The following is a 21,697-nucleotide window of genomic DNA, read 5'->3' on the forward strand; positions in this document are numbered from 1 at the left end:
ACAAGGGTGATTACTTTCTAAATCAAATATACTTTTTAATTGTAATTAATTCAAATAATTGCTTAAGGGTGGTGAGTAAATGGGACAAGTGTGTAGAAAAATTAATTGTCGTGGTGAGGAAAGGAGAAAGGAAATAGTAAGACTTTTTAAAGTAGACATTATGTCTAGAATAAAATTACTTCCTGGACAAGAACACATAAGCTGTACGGGTGATCAGTTAGAGAATGAATATTATTGTTTTTCTTATAGTGATCGAAAAGATCAAAAGAAAAAAGGTGTCTTTGTTTGTGGCTCACATGCAGCAAAACATTTTCTTGAACTAATCAATAAGTCTAATATAAGGTTGTTTAACCCTTTAATTGGTGAGGTAGCTGATAATAATCTTCAACATCAATTTGATAGACGAGTAGATGTAGATGGCGAGAGAACTGAAGCTGAAAATATTGTTGCTAGGAATTTAAGAGATGCGATAGATGTGTTAACGATCTGGTGGAACAATAAGATTAAGTATCCTTTGTCAGACATAAGAGCTCAACTAAATAATAATATGAATGAGGAGCCAAAATTTCGTGTTATTAAAGCTGTTAATACTATTATTTCAAGCGATCAAAGTGAATGTACGACTTTGAAAGAGATGAATAATAAATTAAAGGAAAAATATCCGAATATGAGAGATTATGATTTCAGTTTATTGAATGTAATTTTACAAAAGCATGGAATTAAATCTTATTTTGATTAATTATTAAATAGATGTAAAATGCATTAATCTTGATAGGGATTTTTATTCTCTTCTAAAAATGATCGTTAGACCTTAAGGGGCGATACACTGTGACGGTGCAGTGTCGAATTTTGCACACATGATAATGCCCCACCTCTTTTAGAGTAGAGGTTTTTAAGGTGCCCATATATAAAAGGGGTTTTGAAATAACAAATGCCTAACATTCGAATTACCCATCTTTCAGTCGCCTCATCTAGCAGTTCCGAATATGTTCATTCTTAATCTTCTCCACAACACCACCGCAAGCACAAGTAGAATGACACATTGAACCGAGAGCAAAAGCATTTGCATTGCCTTAGGCGTTTGCCCACTTGTCATTTGATCCACAATTTCAGCTGCAACGAATCCAAATAAAAAGGCGAATATGATTTGTGCCACTGTTAATGTGAGGCTTTTTCCGCTTAGTAGATTAGCAGAATGACCAAGGCCGAATAGTACGGCAGATCCCCAGATGGCGGTACTCAGATTGATCTGTTTTAAATATTGAAACAGGATGCCTCGAAAGATTCCTTCTTCAAACAGACCGACACACACCATGAAGAAACAAAGTGCTATAAAGGAAGAAAGGGTTAGATCCTTATTTAATCCAGCAATAAATGGAATGGCCTCGATGATAAGGATCGGAAATATCCACATACCAAGAGACCCTTTTCGAAAACCTATTTCTTTCAAGTGAAAACGACTTTTTTGAATAATGAATAGAAGTAAAAGACACCCAGCCAGCATCGCACAGCCATTGACGATATAGATTTGAAGTGGATCAGTTACTTCTTTGATGGATATATAAACACCTGCACTCGTTGGGATGATTAAAGAAAACAGCAGTAAAAAAATGACGTTTCGAATGATTGTAATAGGTTTCATTGATTGATTCCTCCTCTATAACGTCAGAGTAGTGGAATCAATGAGGAGCTTCAAATAAATCTCCCTAACATGTAGATTTTCGACCCTAAGATGCACATTATGATGATGTTGGGTTCTTTCTTTGATGTAACATCTCATTAATTTCCGCAGCGGTAGCTTGATCTTTTTTATACAATAGATACTTGATCAAAAAGAATAAAGCCATGACCACAAGGAAATTCACGATGAACGAAAGGAGACTGATTTCACCGCTGACGATGATGATGGTTGTCATAATCATACACATCACAAGGACGATATATAAGATTTGTTGAAAAAGAATCCGTTTGTGGCTGTACGTTTGTTTTGGGTACAACAAAAAGGTAAGTGCGCTTGAAATAAAGGAACTGCCAATGATCGCTTGTAAAATGTAGATGGGCATCGATCCAAAAGTGAAACAGTAAATCAACACGAGGGCAGTAAAGATCATACAAAATGTGATCAAAAGGTTTATGATGTAACGTCTCATCCTGTTCACTTCCTCCGTAATCCAAGCTTCTCTTTTAATTTTTGAATATAAAAGCGTGAAATCATTACCTTTTCTCCATTCATAAGGCTTGCTTCAAAACGGCCACTCGTTTTAGGAGAAATAGCGGCGATCTGATCAATATTAAGAATCATCGATTTAGATACCCTCAAATAATCATGCGCCTCAAGTTGCTCTTCGAGTTCAAATAACTTTTCTTTTATGAGAAACACCCCATCTGTCGTATACAAAAACGATCTTTTATCGACGCTTTCTATATATAAGATGTCGTAATAATAAATCTTTTTCGTGTTTTCTTTCTCAGGATCTTTCGCTAGGAAGAAGGGGGCTGATTGCTCCACTTGCTGGACAAGCTTTTCAATCGTCGAATTAAGCTCATAAATGTGAAAAGAAACATATTCTGATTGCGGCTTTTGAATGAAATGAATATCTGTTTTCATTTGTTTTATTCGTAATCCCTCTTCAAAATCGCATACATATACACATCATCAAACCCATCCTGACCAAGATCATACTCTCTCAATAAACCCTCTCGTACAAAGTCAATCTTCTCCAATAATTGAACAGAGGACGTGTTTGCTGGATCAATGATGGCTTCAATCCGGTTCAGGTTCATCTCCTGAAATCCATATCGTAACACCGCAGCAATCGCTTCCTTCATGATGCCTTTTCTCCAATGATTGTGGTGTAATTCATAGCCAATTTCGGTACGGTAGTGCTGTTTTTCTAGATTGAGAAAGCCGCAGCTGCCGATGATCGCAGGATCTTCTTTTAAAGAAATGCCCCACCGGATGCCTGTTTGTTCTTTGAAGATATTGTCATACCACTTGATTTCTCCTTTTGTGTCTTCGATGGATTCATGAGCATCAATGCTCATATAGCGGCACACGGTTTCATTGGATAAATAGATATGCATATCCTCAGCGTCTTCGATCGTTGCTTGTTTTAAGATTAGTCTTTCGGTATGTATGGTTGGAAATGATTGTGGAAAGTTGATTTTTTTCATTTGATTATCCTCCATGCGATGACTTTTGTTCTGTACATGCCTGACAATAAAAAACCCCTTCATTCCTCAGCCAAGCCTTCACCTCTGTCATTCCTTTTCTCTTTGGATAGACCAGCTTGACGTACACTTCTTCGTTTCCTTCTATCTTTTTCTTACAGCTAGCACACGTGGGTTCTTCGAATCGAAACAATCGACATACTCCTTTTTGTAGATATTTCTTCCATTATATCAAATATCCAACTTGTTCTTTCGACTCTATTCTTCACTTTCTCAATTTTTATCCGACATATGCTAAGTAAAAGAAATTTCCGTTTGTTGAAACCGTTTGAGAGAAAGCTTGCTCTAACAGGTGTAGGAGGTGTGAATGAGATGAAGCAAGTGCGTCTAATTAAAAAAGCACAAAAAGGGAATGTCCCGGCATTTGAGAAATTAATGCTGATGTATCAGGAGCGTTTATATAAAACGGCTTTTCTCTACACAAGAAATAAAGAGGATTCGTTAGATGCTGTTCAGGAGACGGTATTTAAAGTGTTTAAGCATCTATCTGGCTTGAAAGAACCAGCTTATTTTTCTAGCTGGCTGACGCGGATTTTGATTCATACGATTTTTGCGATGAAGAAAAAGCAGCAAGATGTTGTTCCGTTTGAACAGCAGCACGAAAGCGTTCAGCGGAATGATTTTTTGGAAGACAAGTTAGATTTAAAACATGCACTTGATGTGTTAGACGAGCAATACCAGATTGTGATTCAGCTATTTTATTTTCAAGATTATTCGATTTCAATGATTTCTCAGCAGATGGGCATGCCTGAAGGAACGGTCAAAACTCATTTGTATCGAGCAAGAAAGTTATTAAAGCAAACGTTGGAAAAGGAGGAGAGTGTCGATGGAACGAAAAGAAATGAAAAAGCTTTATGATGAGATTGAAGTACCAAAGGTTGAAGTAACCTCTGCAATTCGCCAAGCAATAGGAGATGTGAAAGCGGAAAAGAAAAGACGTTGGTTCACATGGAATTGGAGAACACCAATATACTCTGTCATCGTACTGATCGTCCTTTATTTGTCATCAGGCTTCCTTTTTCCTTCTCTTAATACAGCGATGGCACGTGTCCCGATTATTGGACAGTTTTATATGATGTTTCACGATAAAGTAGGAATGTCTCTTTTTCAGAGTGATTTGGTGAAGCATGTCAATGAGGGGGCTGAATCAAGAGGGGTTACTGTGAAAGTAAACAGTGTGTACTATGATGCCGGGCGACTTGTTTATACGTTTATTGTGGAGAACCTCCATACTAAAGAAGATGTTGTATCGTTTAGTGTGAATCCAAAAAAAATCGATGGAAACTTTCAACTGAATTATGATAAAACAGAGTTGAAAAAATTAAAAGATGGCCGCTATGTTGGGCAGACGGAAGTCTATACAAATGGACAAACGATCAAACAAGGTCAGCAAGTACCGCTTGTTATTTCGAAGATTGGGGATATTGTAGGAAATTGGCGCTTCAAGTTACCTGTGGTCAAGCAAAAAACCACTTTATTAGCGGGGCAAAAAGACGTGTCTATTTTAAATGGACGTTATCAAATAAGAAACGTAAAGGTGGAAAATGGAGTGAAGGGCTCTGCTATTCAATATGCCATTGATTACAATGGTTTTGCCAAAGATGATAGAGTTAGTATTGATGGAATGAAGGATAATTTAGGGAATGAGTATGAGCTTGAGATTGGAACCGTTTTAAGAAAAAAACAACTGACTTCTGACAAAACTAGAAAAGATCATTTGACGATTTTGAATCAACCGATTAATCCAAAGGCGACTGAATTGACATTTTACACGGATGTGAGAAACGAACGAGAATACAGCCACATTATTCCTCTTCAGACAAAGCTGCCTGTTCAGTTCAAAACAAAACACCATGGCATCGGAATCAAAATCAATAAGATAGAGCAAAAAGACCGTTCTGTGATTGTTGATTATCAATTTACTGGAGTAGATCAAAAAGAATTAGATCAGGATGTGATGGAGAATATAGGTGAATTCATTGGATTAGGCGATGTTGAAAAGATGAAATCATGGCCCGATCCACAAGCAGACTATGAAAGCGGATATTACTTGAAGGGGAACCATGCGAAGATGACGAATTTAAAGACAGCTTCCATGCAATCCACCTTTGAACTTGATGATAAGAATCTAGAGACTTTATCATTAAACCATTTTTCTTTTAAAGAATATGGGCTTTATCTTGATTTGTCAGAACTGAATATGTTGGCACCGCACAAAGAAATAAAGGTAACCATTCCAGTCAAAAAAGAAACATCAAAAGCTAGTCAATAAATAAAAGAGCGAACATGGTTATACATGTTCGCTTTTTGTCTGCTTTTGGACCAGCCGATTACGCTGGAACGAGTACCGAATCAACATGAATGCGACAAAACTGGCTAAACCGCCAATCCAGCTTAAGTTCGTGACATTTGTATATTGTATAATCACACCGCCCATTGACGATCCGAGCATCATGCCGATATTCATAATCGCTGTATTAAAACTCAGCACGGTTTCTGATGCTTGGGGTTTTAGAGAGATGAGGTAAAACTGCTTCGCTGGAGTTGTCGTCCATGTAGCGATGCCCCATATGGCAAGCGTAATCAAGATACTTATTGTAGAGAATTGCGTAAAGAATAAAGCAAAGAGAGCGAGCATCTGGATCATGATGCTGATCGAGATGGTTCGGTTTGGTCCCCATTGATCAACGGCAAAGCCGCCAAATCGTGAGCCTATAAAAGCAGCGATTCCTAAAATGAGTAAGGCGATACTTGTCATTTCAAGAGAGAAGCCAGCGGTCTGTCGTAATAAAGGTGAGATATAAGCGAATACCATTGTGTAGCCTAAAATCCAAAAGACGGTTGTGGCTAAGCCGCTGATCACTCTGCTATCTTGAAGGAGATGTAATTGCTGCTTCAATGGCAGATGTGAATGTCCCTCCATGCGTGGCAGTAATTGATAAAGCAGTAATAAAAGACAAGCAGTACCTAGCGCAATGATGAGAAAAATATAGTGCCAATCCACATGACCTGATAAAAATGTGCCAATAGGGACACCAAGTACGAGTGAAACGGTAAAACCAGTAATGACCGTTGCCATCGCGCTCCCCTTTTTTTCTGGAGGGGCGATCTGCGCTGCATAATTTGTGGCGACGACAATATATAAGCCGCCACTCATCGCCATGATGACTCGGGATAGCAGGAGCAGCACAAAGTGATGGCTAAAAAAGGCGACCACATTGCCTAAAATAAACACAAAAATAGCCGATAACAGAACCTTTTTTCGGTTCAATTTCGATGTTGCCATCACTAAAAAGAGAGCACCTACTGCATAAAAGAGAGAGTAAATGGTGATAAGCTGCCCGGCAGCAGGAATAGAGATATTTAAATCAACAGAAATCATATCTAGAATGCCTGACACGACGAATTCTGACGTGCCTGTGACGAATGAACCGACAGCTAAAAGAATAATCAATAGCTGATGTGATGTGTTTTTCATTTTTGAACCCTTCCTTCAATTTGATACGTTGTTTTTAGTTTAAATTCCGTGCTAACATAAGTAAAATTGATGTTTTTCATGAAGGAGATGAGTGAATACTCATGAGCTTTGTTCGCTTTGATATCATCGCAAAAGTGGTCGAGCTTGGCAGTTTTACCGCAGCAGCTGAAGCATTAAATATGACGCAGTCCGCAGTGAGTCATGCGGTGGCGAGTTTAGAAACGGAGTGGGGTGTGTCTTTATTCATTCGTGATCGAAAAAAGGGCATCATGCTGACAGATATCGGTCAAACGCTTCTCCCGCATATTAGAGAAGTGTTAAATAGAGTGGGGAAGATCCAGCAGGAAATTGCGCTCACAAAAAATATAGAAACGGGCTTGATTCGTATCGGCACATTTGCCAGTGCATCTGCTTGTTTATTGCCTAAACTGCTTGTGAGCTATCAGAAAAAACATCCAAAAATCGAATTTAAATTCTATGAGGGAACGTATGAAGAAATATTGGAGTGGCTAGATTCTGGCATCATTGATGTTGGATTTGTTGTGAAAGGCCATGCAGATGAAGCCTTTGACATGCTGCCGCTGATCAAAGATGAGATGGTGGTTGCCTATCATCCAAATCATCGTTTTCACCAGCAGTCCATTGTAGACATCACAGATTTGGCGGATGAACCATTTATTATGCCGACTGGCATGTATCAATCACATGTAGAGGATATTTTTTCTGAGGCTCAATTGAAGCCAGCTACTTTATTTGAAGTACACGATTGTACGACCATTGCTCGTATGGTTGGGGAAGGACTTGGTGTCACGATAGGTCCTGAGTTGTTTTTGAAAACGCAGCAGCTTGTGCACATTCGTCAGTTGAATGTCTCTCATCATCGTGAGGTTGCGCTCGCCTGTCCGTCTCTCTCCCAAGCTTCTCCGGCAGTGAAAGAGTTTTTTCATGTAGCCGAGGCAGTTTTTGCAAAAGAGAATTGATTTGGAGAAGGGTGTATAAAGAACTAGATGCGATTTTCCAAATTCGTGTAATAAGACGAATGAAGCGGACATTTCTTTGAAAAATGTTCGCTTTTCGTATTGTGTTTTAAAAATGAAGTTGGTACAATAGACACAGAAATCAAATAGATAGAAGTCGTATAATAGCGGGGATATGGCCCGCAAGTTTCTACCAAGCTACCGTAAATAGCTTGACTACGTCAATTCACACTCGTTTGATATAAATCATGCATTGTTCTTGTTTTATGTCACCGTCTGAATTCACATATGTAGTCAAGCGTCCCAAAACTGTTGGGGCGTTTTTTATTTGACTTGTGAATGGGGCAGACTAAAGCAAAAGGACATGAAGGGAGTCAGTTGGCTTGAAACAGTTTTTTCAATTTGATGAGTTAGGAACGAATTACCGCAGAGAAATCATCGGTGGTTTAACCACATTTTTGTCGATGGCTTACATTTTGTTTGTCAATCCGATCACACTTGCTTTAGTGTCGGTACCGGATTTTCCAGATAAATTACGAATTGATCAGGGCGCTGTCTTTACTGCGACGGCGTTAGCCTCTGCCGCAGGGTGTATTCTGATGGGGCTGATTGCCAGGTATCCGATTGCGATTGCTCCAGGTATGGGCTTGAATGCCTTTTTCGCCTTCTCGGTTGTTCTTGGCATGGGCATCACATGGGAAGCAGCACTTTCTGGTGTATTTGTTTCAGGATTGATTTTCGTTGCCCTTTCTTTAACAGGTTTCCGTGAAAAAATCATCAATGCCATTCCGGCTGAGCTAAAGCTTGCGGTTGGTGCAGGTATTGGTCTATTCATTACATTTGTCGGTCTGCAAGGATCTGGCATTATCGCTAATAATGATAATACGCTCGTTTCCATTGGGAACATTCATAGTGGTCCTGTCTTATTAACGGTGTTTGGTATCGTGGTGACTGTCATTTTAATGGTTCTTCGAGTGAATGCAGGTGTCTTCATTGGGATGCTTGTGACAGCTATTGCAGGAATGATTGTTGGTCTTATACCAGTTCCGACGCAAATTGTGGGAAGTATTCCAAGCTTATCTCCAACCTTTGGACAAGCCTTGATTCACTTGCCAGACATTTTCTCGATTCAAATGCTTGCCGTGATTTTAACGTTCTTATTCGTTGGGTTCTTTGATACAGCAGGAACGCTTGTGGCTGTTGCAACCCAAGCTGGTTTAATGAAAAATAATGAGCTGCCGCGTGCAGGAAGAGCACTTCTAGCGGATTCATCTTCAATCGTTGTAGGTTCTGTCCTTGGAACATCGACGACAACATCTTATGTTGAATCTAGCTCAGGTGTTGCTGCTGGTGCGCGTTCAGGCTTTGCAGCTGTCGTGACAGGTATTTTCTTCTTGCTTGCGATGTTCTTCTCGCCGCTTTTATCCATCGTTACACCGAATGTGACAGCACCTGCTTTAATTATTGTTGGTGCACTGATGGTCGCTCCACTTGCGAAGATTGCATGGGATCGTTTTGAAATTGCCGTACCAGCATTCTTAACGATGATTATGATGCCACTCACATACAGTATTGCAACAGGGATTGCGGTTGGCTTTATTTTCTACCCGATTACGATGATCTTTAAAGGGAAAGCCAAAGAAGTACATCCGATTATGTACGGTTTGTTTGTGATCTTTATTCTCTACTTTGCTTTCTTAAATCATTAATGGTTCGCCTGAAACAGCAGCTCATGGAAGCTGCTGTTTTTTTGTTTTGCCCTAATTTTCTTGCCATTTTAAAACCTCTGATGCCCTTTAGCCGTCTATTCGTATGAACGTCAAGGAATCTTGACTGAACAGAGAGACTCCGCTACTTTAAGAGGAGTCATCCTTACAGGTCATTCGTATGAGCCTGTAAGGATTGTGCTGGATAGGAGTTGATATGAGATGTTAGAAAAAGATGAAGAGCAAAGTACATCAGACGTAAAAAATGAAGAGCCATCAATAGATCAAGAAACGAGGCAATCCCGCCTTAGCAGAAGCGCTGCAAAACGTGGAAGAACGTCGAAAGTAAAAGCAGCAGCGGATGATGAGCGTTCTGCCATTCAGCGTATGCTGCAAGGTGTAGGAGGCGCGTTTAAGCGCTATGGCTCATATGGACTTGCGATGTTAAAATCACCGAGCCGGGCCATCAATCAAGCGGAAACATTACGGATGAAGTATGCCTGGATCTCGATTGTGTTATTCAGCGTGTTTTTTGCTTTAGGCAACTATGTTCAATTAAAGGCGTCAAAGACTCGTTTATTAGGCTTTGGCATTCATTACTCTTTTGGTGACGCCTTTTTGAGGGTAGCGGTCTTTACACTCATTCTGCTCACATTGATGATGCTGACCGTCTGGTTACTCGGTAAGTACATGCTAAAAGGAAACATATCACTGAAAGAAGTGATCATGAAGTTTGGTGCCGCACTTGTACCGGTTTTGGTTTTATCCATCCTTTGGCTTGTATTTGCCATGCTGAATATTCCATATGTGACGGTCATTTTATCTGTGATGATGTTTTTTGGTCTCCAGTTGATTGCGGTCGTGCTGTTTCGCTCGATTCAATCGGAGCATGAAGCGGTGCGCGGTGATTTGATGTATGCTGGCTGGATCTTTTTATTGGTGGAGCTTGTCATCATTGCACTGCTCTGGGGCATTGTCGGAGAGTATTTGATTCCTTCACTTGTGCCTGTTCGATTTGGATAATACACACACTGAAAACCTCCTTTTTCAAAAAAGGAGGTTTTCATGTTGAGAAGAGGAAAAAACGGGTAAACTCTTGGTAACAAAGACCACCGTTCTTGTCGAAAGATATATGTGTTTTTCTCGCGCAAATTTGATTGTATCAAGGTATGTTCTCTAGTAGAATATGGGGTGCTTTATTTGATTTTTTAGTGCAGGGGGTTCGAATCGTGCTTCAACAACTTTTATCCAATGCGTTCACCATGGTTTTGATCATTTTAGTGATTAATATTGTCTATGTTTCATTTTCCACCATGCGTTTGATTTTAACAATGAAAGGCAGACGGTACGCAGCAGCTTTTGCTGGTACGATTGAAATGCTGATTTATGTGATTGGATTAAGTATCGTACTTGATAACTTAGATCAAATCCAAAATGTCATTGCGTATGCGTTAGGTTATGGGATGGGGATCATTGTCGGGATGAAAATTGAAGAGAAGCTGGCACTTGGCTACACAACTGTTAACGTGATCACAAAAGAATTAGATGTCGATCTCCCAAGGCAATTGAGAGAAAAAGGATATGGTGTCACCAGCTGGGTAGCAGGCGGTCTTGAAGGAGACCGGACAGCATTGCAAATTTTAACACCGAGAAAATATGAACTGCAATTATATGAAACGATTAAAACGCTGGATTCAAAGGCATTTATCATTTCATATGAGCCCAAATCGATTCACGGCGGCTTCTGGGTGAAGGCTGTGAAGAAAAGGAGAATTAAAGAATGACCGCAAAACCAAAGAAGAAGAAATTCTATGTGGAAGACGACATGACGATCGATCAAGTGTTGTCCCAGATGGCAGCGGAAGGCTACGCGCCTGTCCGACGAATTGAGGAGCCCATTTTTCAGGAAAAGAAGGAAAATGGGTCGATTCAGATCATTCCGATTGGGAAAAAAATCGTATTTGAAGGAAAAACAGTCTAAATCCGAACATTAAAACGACGACTTCATAGATTGTTCGATAAATCCGTTGACATCATGAACATCCGTTGTTAAGATAAACATGAATTCAAAACACGAACCTCATATAATCTTGGGAATATGGCCCATAAGTTTCTACCCAGTTACCGTAAATGACTGGACTATGCAGGATAGTGAACAAAACTGACATGGCGTTTCAAAAGCGAACAGCGCTTACCATGGCTCGGTTTGTGTTGCTTCCTAACAATGCAATGCAAATCGGGCCTTTTTGTTCGGCGTTTGACAAGCTGCTTAGGTTTGAGAAGCGTGTCAAACGATACAAAATCGAATATCAGCTTAAAGGTGGGGACAAAATGAAGCCGCTTGTAGGTGTCATCATGGGAAGTACATCTGATTGGGAAACAATGAAGAATGCGTGCGATATCTTAGAGGAATTAGACATTCCGTATGAAAAACAGGTAGTATCCGCACACCGGACACCTGACTTGATGTTTGAATATGCGACAGAAGCAAGAGGTAAAGGACTAAAAGTCATCATTGCCGGTGCTGGAGGCGCAGCACATTTACCGGGGATGGTCGCAGCGAAAACGACACTGCCGGTCATTGGTGTGCCCGTACAATCAAAAGCACTAAATGGACTGGATTCCTTATTATCCATCGTTCAAATGCCAGGCGGTGTACCAGTTGCGACAGTGGCGATTGGCAAAGCTGGTGCAACAAATGCAGGGCTTCTAGCTGCACAAATGATTTCAGCATTTGATGAAACAATCGCTGCTCGCCTTGAGGAAAGAAGAGAGCAAACAAAACAGACTGTACTAGAAAGCAGTGATCAGCTTGGCTAAGCAGACCATTTTTCCAAACGCAACCATCGGTATTATCGGCGGAGGACAGCTTGGCAGATATATGGCCGTCAGCGCAAAGCAAATGGGATACCGGGCAGCTGTCTTAGACCCAGTCGCACAATCTCCTTGTGGACAGGTTGCTGATATAGAAATCACAGCTGCTTATAGTGACCTCGATGGGATTCGACAGCTCGCAGAAATCAGCGATGTCGTGACATATGAATTTGAAAATATTGATTATGATGCACTTAATCAATTGAAGGAAGAAGCCAATTTACCGCAAGGAAGTGAACTTCTTCTTTTAACTCAAAATCGTGAAACGGAGAAAAAAGGGATTGTAGATGCAGGCTGTGAAGTCGCACCTTACCGCATCATTCATGATGAAAAAGAGCTGGAAGACGCAGTAACCGTACTTGGTTTGCCAGCCGTGCTGAAAACATGCAGAGGCGGCTACGACGGAAAAGGGCAGTATGTGATCAAGGAAAAGGGACAGCTTCACGAAGCAGCTGAATTGCTCACACATGGAGCATGTATTTTAGAAAGCTGGGTCCCATTTCAAATGGAGCTCTCGGTGATCGTCACTCGTTCTATTCACGGGGAGATTGCGGTATTTCCAGTCGCTGAGAACATTCATAAGCACAACATTTTGTTCCAGAGTATTGTGCCTGCAAGAGTAGGTGAAAGCATTCAGGAAAAGGCAAAAGTGCTGGCAACGACACTGGCTGAAAAGCTAGCGCTAGTTGGTACACTTGCTGTAGAACTGTTCCTGACAAACGAAGGAGAGCTACTCGTCAATGAACTGGCGCCTCGCCCGCATAATTCTGGTCATTATACGCTCGATTTATGTGAGACGAGTCAGTTTGAACAGCATATTCGCGCGATATGCGGTTTGCCGCTTGGCGGTACAGCCCTTTTATCAGAGGGCATGATGGTGAACTTATTAGGCGATGAAGTAGACATCCCAAAAGAGCATCCTGAGCTTCTCAAAGAAGCGAAGCTTTATCTATATGGAAAGCATGAAGTAAAAACCGGCCGCAAAATGGGTCATATGACTTTTATGAAACAGCTTGATGATGAATGGATGACAAACATCACAAAGATATGGACTGAAAGAGATGGAGGAAACGGGAAATGATCGAACGTTACGCACGACCAGAAATGTCAGCAATCTGGACAGAGGAAAACAAATTTAATGCATGGCTTGAAGTAGAAATTCTCGCTTGTGAAGCTTGGGCAGAGCTCGGCGTTATTCCAAAAGAAGACGTTGTGACCATGCGCAAGAATGCAAGCTTTGATATTGATCGTATTCTAGAGATTGAACAAGACACGCGCCATGACGTGGTTGCCTTTACGCGTGCTGTATCTGAATCTCTAGGAGAAGAAAGAAAGTGGGTTCATTACGGGTTAACCTCTACAGACGTAGTGGATACGGCGCTTTCATATCTATTAAAGCAGGCGAACGATATCTTGCTCAAGGACATTGAGAGATTTGTTGACATCCTAAAAGAAAAAGCAAAAGAGCACAAATATACCGTCATGATGGGCCGTACACACGGTGTACACGCTGAACCGACAACATTTGGCCTGAAGCTTGGTCTTTGGTACGAAGAAATGAAGCGTAACCTAGAACGTTTTAAACAAGCAAAAGCTGGCATCGAATACGGTAAAATTTCTGGAGCTGTTGGCACATATGCGAACATCGACCCGTTTGTTGAGCAATATGTATGTGAGAAGCTTGGCATCAAAGCTGCACCAATCTCCACCCAAACCTTGCAGCGTGATCGTCATGCAGATTACATGGCAACTCTTGCACTCGTCGCAACAAGCATTGAGAAATTTGCTGTTGAAATTCGTGGACTTCAAAAGAGTGAAACACGTGAAGTAGAAGAGTTCTTTGCAAAAGGACAAAAAGGATCATCAGCAATGCCGCATAAACGCAACCCAATCGGCTCTGAAAATATGACGGGAATTGCCCGCGTCATCCGTGGATATATGCTGACAGCTTATGAGAATGTACCACTTTGGCATGAGCGTGATATTTCTCATTCGTCTGCTGAGCGCATCATTTTACCAGACGCAACGATTGCACTGAACTATATGCTAAACCGTTTCTCAAACATTGTGAAAAACTTGACGGTCTTCCCTGAGAACATGAAACGCAACATGGACCGCACACTTGGCTTGATTTACTCACAGCGCGTTCTTCTTGCATTAATCGATACAGGCATGGCACGTGAAGAGGCATATGATACGGTTCAGCCGAAGGCAATGGAAGCGTGGGAAAAGCAAGTGCATTTCCGTTCATTAGTAGAAGCGGAAGAAAAAATCACATCACGCTTAACACCTGAACAAATCGCTGACTGCTTCGATTACAACTATCACTTGAAAAATGTCGATATGATTTTCGAACGTCTAGGTCTTGCGTAAGAAAAGGGCCACCTGCTTGTCAGGTGCCCAATCCTGAAAATTGCCAACATTCAAATTAGGAGGCCAACCTGAATGACTGTGAAACAAGAACTTCTCTACGAAGGCAAAGCGAAAAAAATCTATCAGACCGATGACGAGCAAATTTTATATGTCGAATATAAAGACTCAGCAACAGCATTTAACGGCGAAAAGAAAGCTGAAATCGAAGGCAAGGGCAGACTGAATAACGAAATTTCAAGCTTAATCTTTCAAATGCTACATGAGAAAGGGATCAACAATCACTTTGTGAAACGACTTTCTGAAACAAAGCAGCTCATTCAAAAGGTGCAGATTGTGCCGCTTGAAGTCGTTGTACGAAATGTGGTGGCAGGCAGTATGTCAAAGCGCCTTGGCATTCCAGAGGGAACAAAACTGGATACACCATTGATCGAGTTTTACTACAAAGATGATGCACTCGGCGATCCGCTCATTACAGAAGATCATATTCGCATTTTAGATGCAGCGACACCAGAGCAGGTCGAGGAAATGAAGCAGATCACAAGACAAGTAAATGAAGAGTTAAAGCAAATCTTCTCAGACTGCCATGTGAATTTAATTGATTTCAAGCTTGAATTCGGAATAGATCACGAGAATCGTATTTTGCTAGCTGATGAGATTTCACCTGATACGTGCAGGCTTTGGGACAAAGATACAAACGAAAAGCTTGATAAAGACGTGTTCAGACGAAACCTGGGCGGCTTAACAAATGCATACGAAGAAATTTTCAAAAGACTTGGAGGCCATAAACATGTATAAAGTGAAAATTTTTGTCAGCTTAAAAGAGAGCGTTCTTGATCCACAAGGAAGTGCCGTGCAGCACGCCTTGCACAGCATGTCTTATCAGGAAGTAAAGGATGTCCGTATCGGGAAATACATGGAGCTTGTCATTGAAAAATCAGATCGTGATTTAGATACAGTCGTCAAAGAAATGTGTGAAAAATTACTGGCCAACACGGTGATTGAAGATTACCGCTATGAGGTGGAGGAGGTTGTCGCACAGTGAAGTTTGCAGTGATCGTCTTGCCTGGCTCTAACTGTGATATCGATATGTACCATGCGATTCAAGATGAGTTAGGTGAACAAGTTGAATATGTATGGCACGACGAAACAAATCTTGACCGATTTGACGGTGTACTCATACCAGGCGGTTTCTCTTATGGGGATTACTTAAGATGCGGTGCGATTGCTCGCTTTTCAAACATCATGCCGGCGGTGAAAAAAGCAGCTGCGGATGGAAAACCTGTTCTCGGTGTTTGTAACGGGTTTCAAATTCTTCAGGAGCTTGGTATTCTTCCAGGTGCGATGAGACGAAATAAAGACTTAAAATTTATCTGTCGTCCAGTTGAACTCATTGTAGAGAACAACGAAACGCAATTTACAAGCGGCTATCAAAAAGGCGAATCCATTTCGGTTCCTGTAGCGCACGGTGAAGGCAACTTCTACTGTGATGAAGACACTTTAGCGAAGCTGATTGAAAATAACCAAATCGCTTTCACTTACGGAGACGATATTAACGGCAGTGTCAATCGAATTGCAGGTATAACGAATGAAGAGGGCAATGTACTCGGCATGATGCCGCACCCTGAGCGCGCGGTTGATAGTTTACTAGGCAGCGCAGACGGACTTAAATTGTTTCAATCTATCGTGAAAAATTGGAGGGACACTCATGTCACTACTGCTTGAACCAAGTCACAAGCAAATTAAAGAAGAGAAATTGTATCAGCAAATGGGATTGAGTGATGAAGAATTCGCTTTAATCGAATCCATTATTGGCAGGCTGCCAAACTACACAGAAATAGGCATTTTTTCTGTCATGTGGTCAGAGCATTGCAGTTATAAAAACTCAAAGCCTGTTTTAAGCAAATTCCCGACAAAAGGAGAGCATGTTCTTCAAGGTCCTGGGGAAGGCGCTGGAATCGTTGATATTGGAGACAACCAAGCGGTTGTATTTAAAATCGAATCACATAACCATCCATCTGCGATTGAACCGTATCAAGGAGCAGCTACTGGTGTCGGCGGAATTATCCGTGATGTATTCTCCATGGGTGCGCGTCCAATTGCTGTACTAAACTCTCTTCGTTTTGGTGAACTGACTTCACCGCGCGTGAAGTACTTGTTTGAAGAAGTAGTGGCAGGGATCGCAGGCTATGGAAACTGTATCGGAATTCCTACAGTCGGCGGAGAAGTTCATTTTGATCAAAGCTATGAAGGCAATCCGCTCGTGAATGCGATGTGTGTTGGATTAATCAATCATGAGGACATCAAAAAAGGGCAGGCAAAAGGTGTCGGCAACACGGTAATGTATGTTGGTGCTAAAACCGGACGTGACGGTATTCACGGTGCAACATTTGCGTCTGAAGAATTTTCTGATGAATCAGAAGAAAAACGTTCAGCGGTTCAAGTCGGTGATCCATTCATGGAAAAACTTTTGCTTGAAGCGTGCCTTGAAGTCATCAAAAACGATGCGCTCGTTGGAATTCAAGATATGGGAGCGGCTGGCTTAACAAGCTCAAGTGCGGAAATGGCAAGTAAAGCAGGTTCTGGGATTGAGATGAATTTAGACCTCATTCCGCAGCGTGAAACAGGCATGTCCGCATACGAAATGATGCTGTCTGAATCACAAGAGAGAATGCTTCTAGTCATTGAAAAAGGCCGTGAGCAAGAAATCATTGATATTTTCGAAAAATACGATCTTGAAGCAGTATCAGTTGGTCATGTGACAGACGATAAAATGCTTCGTTTACTCCATCAAGGTGAAGTGGTATGTGAGCTTCCTGTTGACGCTCTTGCAGAAGAAGCACCGGTTTATCATAAGCCGTCAAGTGAGCCTGCATACTATCGTGAGTTTTTAGAAACGAAAGTGGAAGCTCCAGCGATCACAGATGCAGCAGAGACATTAAAGCAGCTCCTTCAGCAGCCAACGATTGCAAGTAAAGAATGGGTCTATGATCAGTATGACTACATGGTTCGGACAAATACCGTCGTTGCACCTGGCTCTGATGCAGGTGTACTAAGAATCCGCGGAACGAAAAAAGCCCTAGCGATGACAACAGATTGTAACGCACGTTATCTCTACCTTGATCCAGAGGTCGGCGGGAAAATCGCCGTCGCAGAAGCAGCACGTAACATTGTCTGCTCAGGCGCTCGTCCACTTGCAGTGACAGATAACCTGAACTTCGGTAACCCAGAGAAACCAGAAATTTTCTGGCAAATTGAAAAGTCTGCTGACGGGATTAGCGAAGCATGCCGCACGCTAAGCACACCAGTTATCGGTGGGAACGTCTCTTTATATAACGAATCAAATGGAACAGCGATTTACCCAACACCAGTCATTGGGATGGTTGGTTTGGTCGAAGATACTGCTCATATTACGACTCAATCGTTCCAGCAGGCTGGCGATGTCATTTTCGTCATTGGTGAGACGAAGGAAGAATTTGCAGGCAGTGAGCTTCAAAAGATGACAGAAGGTCGTATTTACGGAAAAGCACCGGAAATTGATTTGAACGTAGAGCTTTCGCGTCAAGAAGCCCTGCTAGCCGCGATTCAAAACGGTCTCGTTCAATCAGCACACGATGTGTCTGAAGGCGGACTTGGTGTAGCACTTGCTGAAAGTACATTTGGAACTGACGGGCTTGGTGCAGATATCCAAATCGATTTAAACAGCGAAGCTTCATTATTCAGTGAAACACAGTCACGTTTTGTCGTCACAGTCAAACTGGAGCACCGCGAAGCGTTTGCTGCGGCTGTCAAAGATGCGAAAGAAGTCGGAACGGTTACAAATGATGGTGTGTTTACTGTCAAAAATCAAGAAGGACAACAATGGATTCATGCAGCGGTCAACGAGCTTGAACGTGCATGGAAAGGAGCGATCCCATGCTTGCTGAAATCAGAGGCTTAAATGAAGAGTGTGGTGTCTTTGGGGTTTGGGGACACGAAGAAGCCCCGCAAATCACATATTACGGATTGCATAGCCTTCAGCACCGAGGACAAGAAGGTGCGGGAATCATTGCAACAGATGGTGAGAACCTCACATCACACAAAGGCCTTGGACTGATTACGGAAGTCTTTCAAAACGGTGAGCTAAAGGATTTGAAAGGAAAAGGTGCGATCGGACACGTTCGATATGCGACAGCAGGCGGAGGCGGCTTTGAAAATGTGCAGCCCCTCTTCTTCCGTTCGCAAAACAATGGCAGTCTTGCCCTTGCTCATAATGGAAACTTAGTGAATGCAACGCAGTTAAAGCAGCAGCTAGAGAACCAAGGGAGCATTTTCCAGACCTCTTCTGATACCGAAGTGCTGGCACATTTAATTAAGCGCAGCGGACATATGGAATTGAAGGAACAGATCAAAAATGCGCTGTCCATGCTTAAGGGAGCCTATGCTTTCTTAATCATGACGGAAACAGAAATGATCGTGGCGCTTGATCCAAACGGCTTACGCCCGCTTTCACTTGGTATGCTTGGGGATGCTTATGTTGTCGCTTCTGAAACATGTGCATTTGATGTTGTCGGTGCCACATATTTACGTGATGTGGAGCCTGGCGAAATGCTGATCATTAATGATGAAGGCTTAAAATCTGAGCGCTTCTCGATGAATATTAACCGCAGCATGTGCAGCATGGAATATATTTATTTCTCAAGACCTGACAGCAATATCAACGGCATCAATGTGCATAGTGCGAGAAAGAGTCTTGGCAAAAAGCTTGCTGAGGAAGCGCATGTCGAAGCAGATGTTGTGACAGGTGTACCAGATTCCAGTATTTCTGCAGCGATTGGATATGCCGAAGCAACAGGTATTCCGTATGAGCTCGGTTTGATTAAAAACCGTTATGTTGGCCGGACGTTTATCCAGCCGTCTCAAGCATTGCGTGAGCAGGGCGTACGGATGAAGCTGTCTGCTGTGCGCGGTGTAGTCGAAGGAAAGCGTGTTGTGATGGTGGATGATTCCATCGTACGCGGGACAACGAGCCGCAGAATTGTCACGATGCTAAGAGAAGCGGGTGCGACGGAAGTCCATGTACGCATTAGTTCACCGCCAATCGCACACCCATGTTTTTATGGAATTGATACATCCACACACGAAGAGCTGATTGCTTCATCTCATTCAGTGGAAGAAATTAGACAGGAAATCGGTGCGGACACCATTGCATTTTTATCTGTAGACGGTTTAATGGACGGGATTGGCAGGAAGTATGATGATCCGCAGCGCGGTCAGTGTTTAGCATGCTTTACTGGGAAATACCCGACTGAAATATATGAAGATACGGTTCTTCCGCATGTGAAGGAAACGGTCTTGACGAAATAATCGAATAAAGGAGCAGCAGTCAAGATGAGTTGATATGCTGCTCTTTCATTCTGCCGAAAATACATGGAAAGCAGCAGCTAAAAGGAGTGAATGGGATGTCAGAAGCATATAAAAACGCCGGTGTCGACATCGAAGCAGGGTACGAAGCCGTCAAACGAATGAAAACACACGTAGAACGTACAAAACGAGCAGGTGTCATGGGCGCTCTAGGTGGATTTGGCGGTATGTTTGATCTATCTGAGCTGCCATACAAAAAGCCCGTTCTTGTTTCAGGAACAGATGGTGTCGGAACGAAATTAAAGCTTGCCTTTTTAATGGATAAACACGATACGATCGGCGTCGATGCCGTGGCCATGTGTGTCAACGATGTGCTTGCACAAGGGGCAGAACCGCTCTTTTTCTTAGATTACTTAGCCGTTGGAAAAGCAGATCCGGTAAAAATTGAATCCATTGTCAAAGGTGTGGCTGACGGATGTGAGCAGTCTGGTTCAGCACTTGTCGGCGGTGAGACAGCCGAAATGCCAGGTCTTTACACAGAAGAAGAATATGATATTGCTGGTTTTTCAGTAGGTGTAGTTGAAAAGGATGAAATCGTAACGGGAGAGGGCATCAAGGAAGGGCATTTGCTTATTGGACTCAGCTCAAGCGGAATTCATAGCAATGGATACTCTCTCGTTCGTAAAGTCTTGCTGGAAGACGCTGGTCTTGACCTGCATCAAACGTATGAACCTTTTACAAGACCGCTCGGAGAAGAGCTTCTTGAACCGACAAAAATTTATGTGAAGCCCGTACTCAAACAAGTGAAAGCCGGCAAGGTTGACGGCATGGCACATGTGACAGGCGGCGGTTTTATTGAGAATTTACCACGTATGCTGCCTGAAGGTCTTGGTGTTGAGGTAGATAACGGCTCATGGCCAGTTCCCCCTATTTTCTCCTTTATTCAAGAAAAGGGTCAGTTGAAGGCAGAAGAGATGTTCAACGTGTTTAATATGGGCATTGGCTTTGTCCTAGCTGTCAAAGAGGACGATCTTGTGGATGTGATTAGCGAGCTTGAACAGGATGGAGAGAAAGCATTTCTCATCGGACGTGTTCAAAAAGGAGAAGGTGTCACATTCGGCGGTGGAAGCCTCTCATGAAGAAGTTTGCGATCTTCGCCTCTGGAAGCGGGACGAACTTTCAAGCCATTATAGATACGTTAAAAGAAGAAAAGTGGCAGGCAGAGGCCGCCATTGTGATTTGTGATAAACCGGGTGCAAAGGTGCTGGAGCGTGCTGAGAAAGAGGGCATTCCCTCCTTTGCTTTTACCCCGAAGGCTTTTCCGAATAAAGCCGCTTTTGAACAAACAATCATCGAACAACTGAGGCTTCATGAAGTAGAATGGGTTTTCCTTGCGGGGTATATGAGACTAATCGGCCCGACATTACTTGAAGCATACAAAGGGAAAATCGTGAATATCCACCCATCCTTGCTGCCAGCTTTCCCTGGTCTTGATGCCATCGGACAGGCGCATCAAGCAGGCGTCAAAGTGGCAGGCATCACCGTCCATTTTGTTGATGAAGGGATGGATACAGGTCCGATTATTGACCAAGCCGCGATCTATATTGAACAAGGCGAAGAGCTTGAATCAATTGAAAAAAGAATGCATGAACTAGAACACACACTATATCCAAAAGTGATCAAATCACTTTTAGAATTATCTTAATGAGGTGACGAAG

Annotated in this window: 24 protein-coding genes and 2 riboswitches; of the genes, 18 read left to right on the top strand and 6 right to left on the bottom strand. The window is 42.3% G+C overall.

All coding sequences use genetic code 11. From position 1 onward, the window contains the following. The first annotated feature begins 79 nt into the window (after window positions 1-79). On the top strand, window positions 80-739 hold the full coding sequence (locus MHB79_RS03205; protein WP_310427683.1) for a hypothetical protein: 660 nt from the start codon (window positions 80-82) through the stop codon (window positions 737-739). A gap of 228 nt (window positions 740-967) precedes the next feature. Here the strand turns inward: MHB79_RS03205 and MHB79_RS03210 are convergent, their stop codons facing one another. The 5 genes from MHB79_RS03210 to MHB79_RS03230 form a co-directional block, all read right to left on the bottom strand. Further along, on the bottom strand, window positions 968-1,642 hold the full coding sequence (locus tag MHB79_RS03210) for a CPBP family intramembrane glutamic endopeptidase (RefSeq protein WP_310427685.1): 675 nt from the start codon (window positions 1,640-1,642) through the stop codon (window positions 968-970). Between the two features lie 97 nt (window positions 1,643-1,739). Continuing rightward, the gene (locus tag MHB79_RS03215; protein WP_310427687.1) at window positions 1,740-2,150 is read right to left on the bottom strand and encodes a hypothetical protein; all 411 of its coding nucleotides are present in this window, start codon (window positions 2,148-2,150) and stop codon (window positions 1,740-1,742) included. Window positions 2,151-2,155: 5 nt separating this feature from the next. After that, a complete protein-coding gene (locus tag MHB79_RS03220; protein ID WP_310427689.1) occupies window positions 2,156-2,608 on the bottom strand; it encodes a LytTR family DNA-binding domain-containing protein in 453 nt (150 codons plus the stop codon). A 5-nt stretch (window positions 2,609-2,613) separates the two neighbouring features. Continuing rightward, on the bottom strand, window positions 2,614-3,174 hold the full coding sequence (locus tag MHB79_RS03225) for a GNAT family N-acetyltransferase (RefSeq protein ID WP_310427691.1): 561 nt from the start codon (window positions 3,172-3,174) through the stop codon (window positions 2,614-2,616). A gap of 4 nt (window positions 3,175-3,178) precedes the next feature. Beyond that, entirely contained in the window at window positions 3,179-3,364 is a 186-nt protein-coding gene (locus MHB79_RS03230; RefSeq protein WP_310427694.1) for a Fe3+ hydroxamate ABC transporter substrate-binding protein, read from the bottom strand. Between the two features lie 179 nt (window positions 3,365-3,543). Here MHB79_RS03230 and MHB79_RS03235 point away from each other — a divergent pair, with 179 nt between their 5' ends. Then, the gene (locus tag MHB79_RS03235) at window positions 3,544-4,089 is read left to right on the top strand and encodes a sigma-70 family RNA polymerase sigma factor (RefSeq protein WP_340988976.1); all 546 of its coding nucleotides are present in this window, start codon (window positions 3,544-3,546) and stop codon (window positions 4,087-4,089) included. Continuing rightward, complete coding sequence (locus MHB79_RS03240) at window positions 4,058-5,503, top strand: DUF4179 domain-containing protein (RefSeq protein ID WP_340988977.1); 1,446 nt, start codon at window positions 4,058-4,060, stop codon at window positions 5,501-5,503. Before MHB79_RS03235 ends, MHB79_RS03240 begins: the two co-directional genes overlap by 32 nt. A gap of 18 nt (window positions 5,504-5,521) precedes the next feature. Here the strand turns inward: MHB79_RS03240 and MHB79_RS03245 are convergent, their stop codons facing one another. Continuing rightward, a complete protein-coding gene (locus tag MHB79_RS03245; protein WP_340988978.1) occupies window positions 5,522-6,709 on the bottom strand; it encodes an MFS transporter in 1,188 nt (395 codons plus the stop codon). Window positions 6,710-6,810: 101 nt separating this feature from the next. Between MHB79_RS03245 and MHB79_RS03250 the strand changes: the two genes are divergently transcribed. From MHB79_RS03250 to purN, 15 genes are all read left to right on the top strand, one after another. Continuing rightward, window positions 6,811-7,689, top strand: a complete 879-nt coding sequence (locus MHB79_RS03250; RefSeq protein ID WP_340988980.1) for a LysR family transcriptional regulator — start codon at window positions 6,811-6,813, stop codon at window positions 7,687-7,689. Window positions 7,690-7,823: 134 nt separating this feature from the next. Further along, window positions 7,824-7,925, top strand: a riboswitch (purine riboswitch). 144 nt (window positions 7,926-8,069) lie between these two features. Further along, window positions 8,070-9,395, top strand: a complete 1,326-nt coding sequence (locus MHB79_RS03255; protein ID WP_340865668.1) for an NCS2 family permease — start codon at window positions 8,070-8,072, stop codon at window positions 9,393-9,395. Between the two features lie 219 nt (window positions 9,396-9,614). Beyond that, entirely contained in the window at window positions 9,615-10,415 is an 801-nt protein-coding gene (locus MHB79_RS03260) for a hypothetical protein (RefSeq protein ID WP_251191434.1), read from the top strand. 206 nt (window positions 10,416-10,621) lie between these two features. Then, entirely contained in the window at window positions 10,622-11,176 is a 555-nt protein-coding gene (locus tag MHB79_RS03265) for a DUF2179 domain-containing protein (RefSeq protein WP_024424505.1), read from the top strand. Then, a complete protein-coding gene (locus tag MHB79_RS03270) occupies window positions 11,173-11,373 on the top strand; it encodes an NETI motif-containing protein (RefSeq protein WP_340988983.1) in 201 nt (66 codons plus the stop codon). The genes MHB79_RS03265 and MHB79_RS03270 overlap by 4 nt, the downstream gene beginning before the upstream one ends. A 79-nt stretch (window positions 11,374-11,452) precedes the next feature. Then, a riboswitch (purine riboswitch) is annotated at window positions 11,453-11,554 on the top strand. A 169-nt stretch (window positions 11,555-11,723) separates the two neighbouring features. Further along, entirely contained in the window at window positions 11,724-12,212 is a 489-nt protein-coding gene (gene purE / locus MHB79_RS03275; RefSeq protein ID WP_050945777.1) for a 5-(carboxyamino)imidazole ribonucleotide mutase, read from the top strand. Further along, complete coding sequence (gene purK / locus MHB79_RS03280) at window positions 12,205-13,347, top strand: 5-(carboxyamino)imidazole ribonucleotide synthase (protein WP_113386793.1); 1,143 nt, start codon at window positions 12,205-12,207, stop codon at window positions 13,345-13,347. Before purE ends, purK begins: the two co-directional genes overlap by 8 nt. After that, a complete protein-coding gene (gene purB / locus MHB79_RS03285) occupies window positions 13,344-14,639 on the top strand; it encodes an adenylosuccinate lyase (RefSeq protein WP_003213884.1) in 1,296 nt (431 codons plus the stop codon). The genes purK and purB overlap by 4 nt, the downstream gene beginning before the upstream one ends. A gap of 72 nt (window positions 14,640-14,711) precedes the next feature. Further along, window positions 14,712-15,434, top strand: a complete 723-nt coding sequence (gene purC / locus MHB79_RS03290) for a phosphoribosylaminoimidazolesuccinocarboxamide synthase (RefSeq protein WP_113386794.1) — start codon at window positions 14,712-14,714, stop codon at window positions 15,432-15,434. Further along, window positions 15,427-15,681, top strand: a complete 255-nt coding sequence (gene purS, locus MHB79_RS03295; RefSeq protein WP_003214349.1) for a phosphoribosylformylglycinamidine synthase subunit PurS — start codon at window positions 15,427-15,429, stop codon at window positions 15,679-15,681. The genes purC and purS overlap by 8 nt, the downstream gene beginning before the upstream one ends. After that, window positions 15,678-16,361, top strand: a complete 684-nt coding sequence (purQ, locus tag MHB79_RS03300) for a phosphoribosylformylglycinamidine synthase subunit PurQ (RefSeq protein WP_268492821.1) — start codon at window positions 15,678-15,680, stop codon at window positions 16,359-16,361. The genes purS and purQ overlap by 4 nt, the downstream gene beginning before the upstream one ends. Next, window positions 16,345-18,576, top strand: coding sequence for a phosphoribosylformylglycinamidine synthase subunit PurL (gene purL, locus MHB79_RS03305; protein ID WP_050945711.1), 2,232 nt, complete (start codon window positions 16,345-16,347; stop codon window positions 18,574-18,576). The genes purQ and purL overlap by 17 nt, the downstream gene beginning before the upstream one ends. Next, window positions 18,552-19,982, top strand: a complete 1,431-nt coding sequence (gene purF, locus MHB79_RS03310; protein WP_003213939.1) for an amidophosphoribosyltransferase — start codon at window positions 18,552-18,554, stop codon at window positions 19,980-19,982. The genes purL and purF overlap by 25 nt, the downstream gene beginning before the upstream one ends. 95 nt (window positions 19,983-20,077) lie before the next feature. Continuing rightward, complete coding sequence (purM, locus tag MHB79_RS03315; RefSeq protein ID WP_050945712.1) at window positions 20,078-21,118, top strand: phosphoribosylformylglycinamidine cyclo-ligase; 1,041 nt, start codon at window positions 20,078-20,080, stop codon at window positions 21,116-21,118. Next, window positions 21,115-21,684 (top strand): phosphoribosylglycinamide formyltransferase, encoded by a 570-nt coding sequence (purN, locus tag MHB79_RS03320; protein WP_050945713.1) that lies wholly within the window; start codon window positions 21,115-21,117, stop codon window positions 21,682-21,684. Before purM ends, purN begins: the two co-directional genes overlap by 4 nt. The last annotated feature ends 13 nt before the right edge of the window (window positions 21,685-21,697 follow it).

Origin of the sequence: Bacillus sp. FSL M7-0558 (assembly GCF_038003245.1) — a bacterium.
Classification (GTDB): Bacteria; Bacillota; Bacilli; order Bacillales; family Bacillaceae; genus Bacillus; species Bacillus pumilus.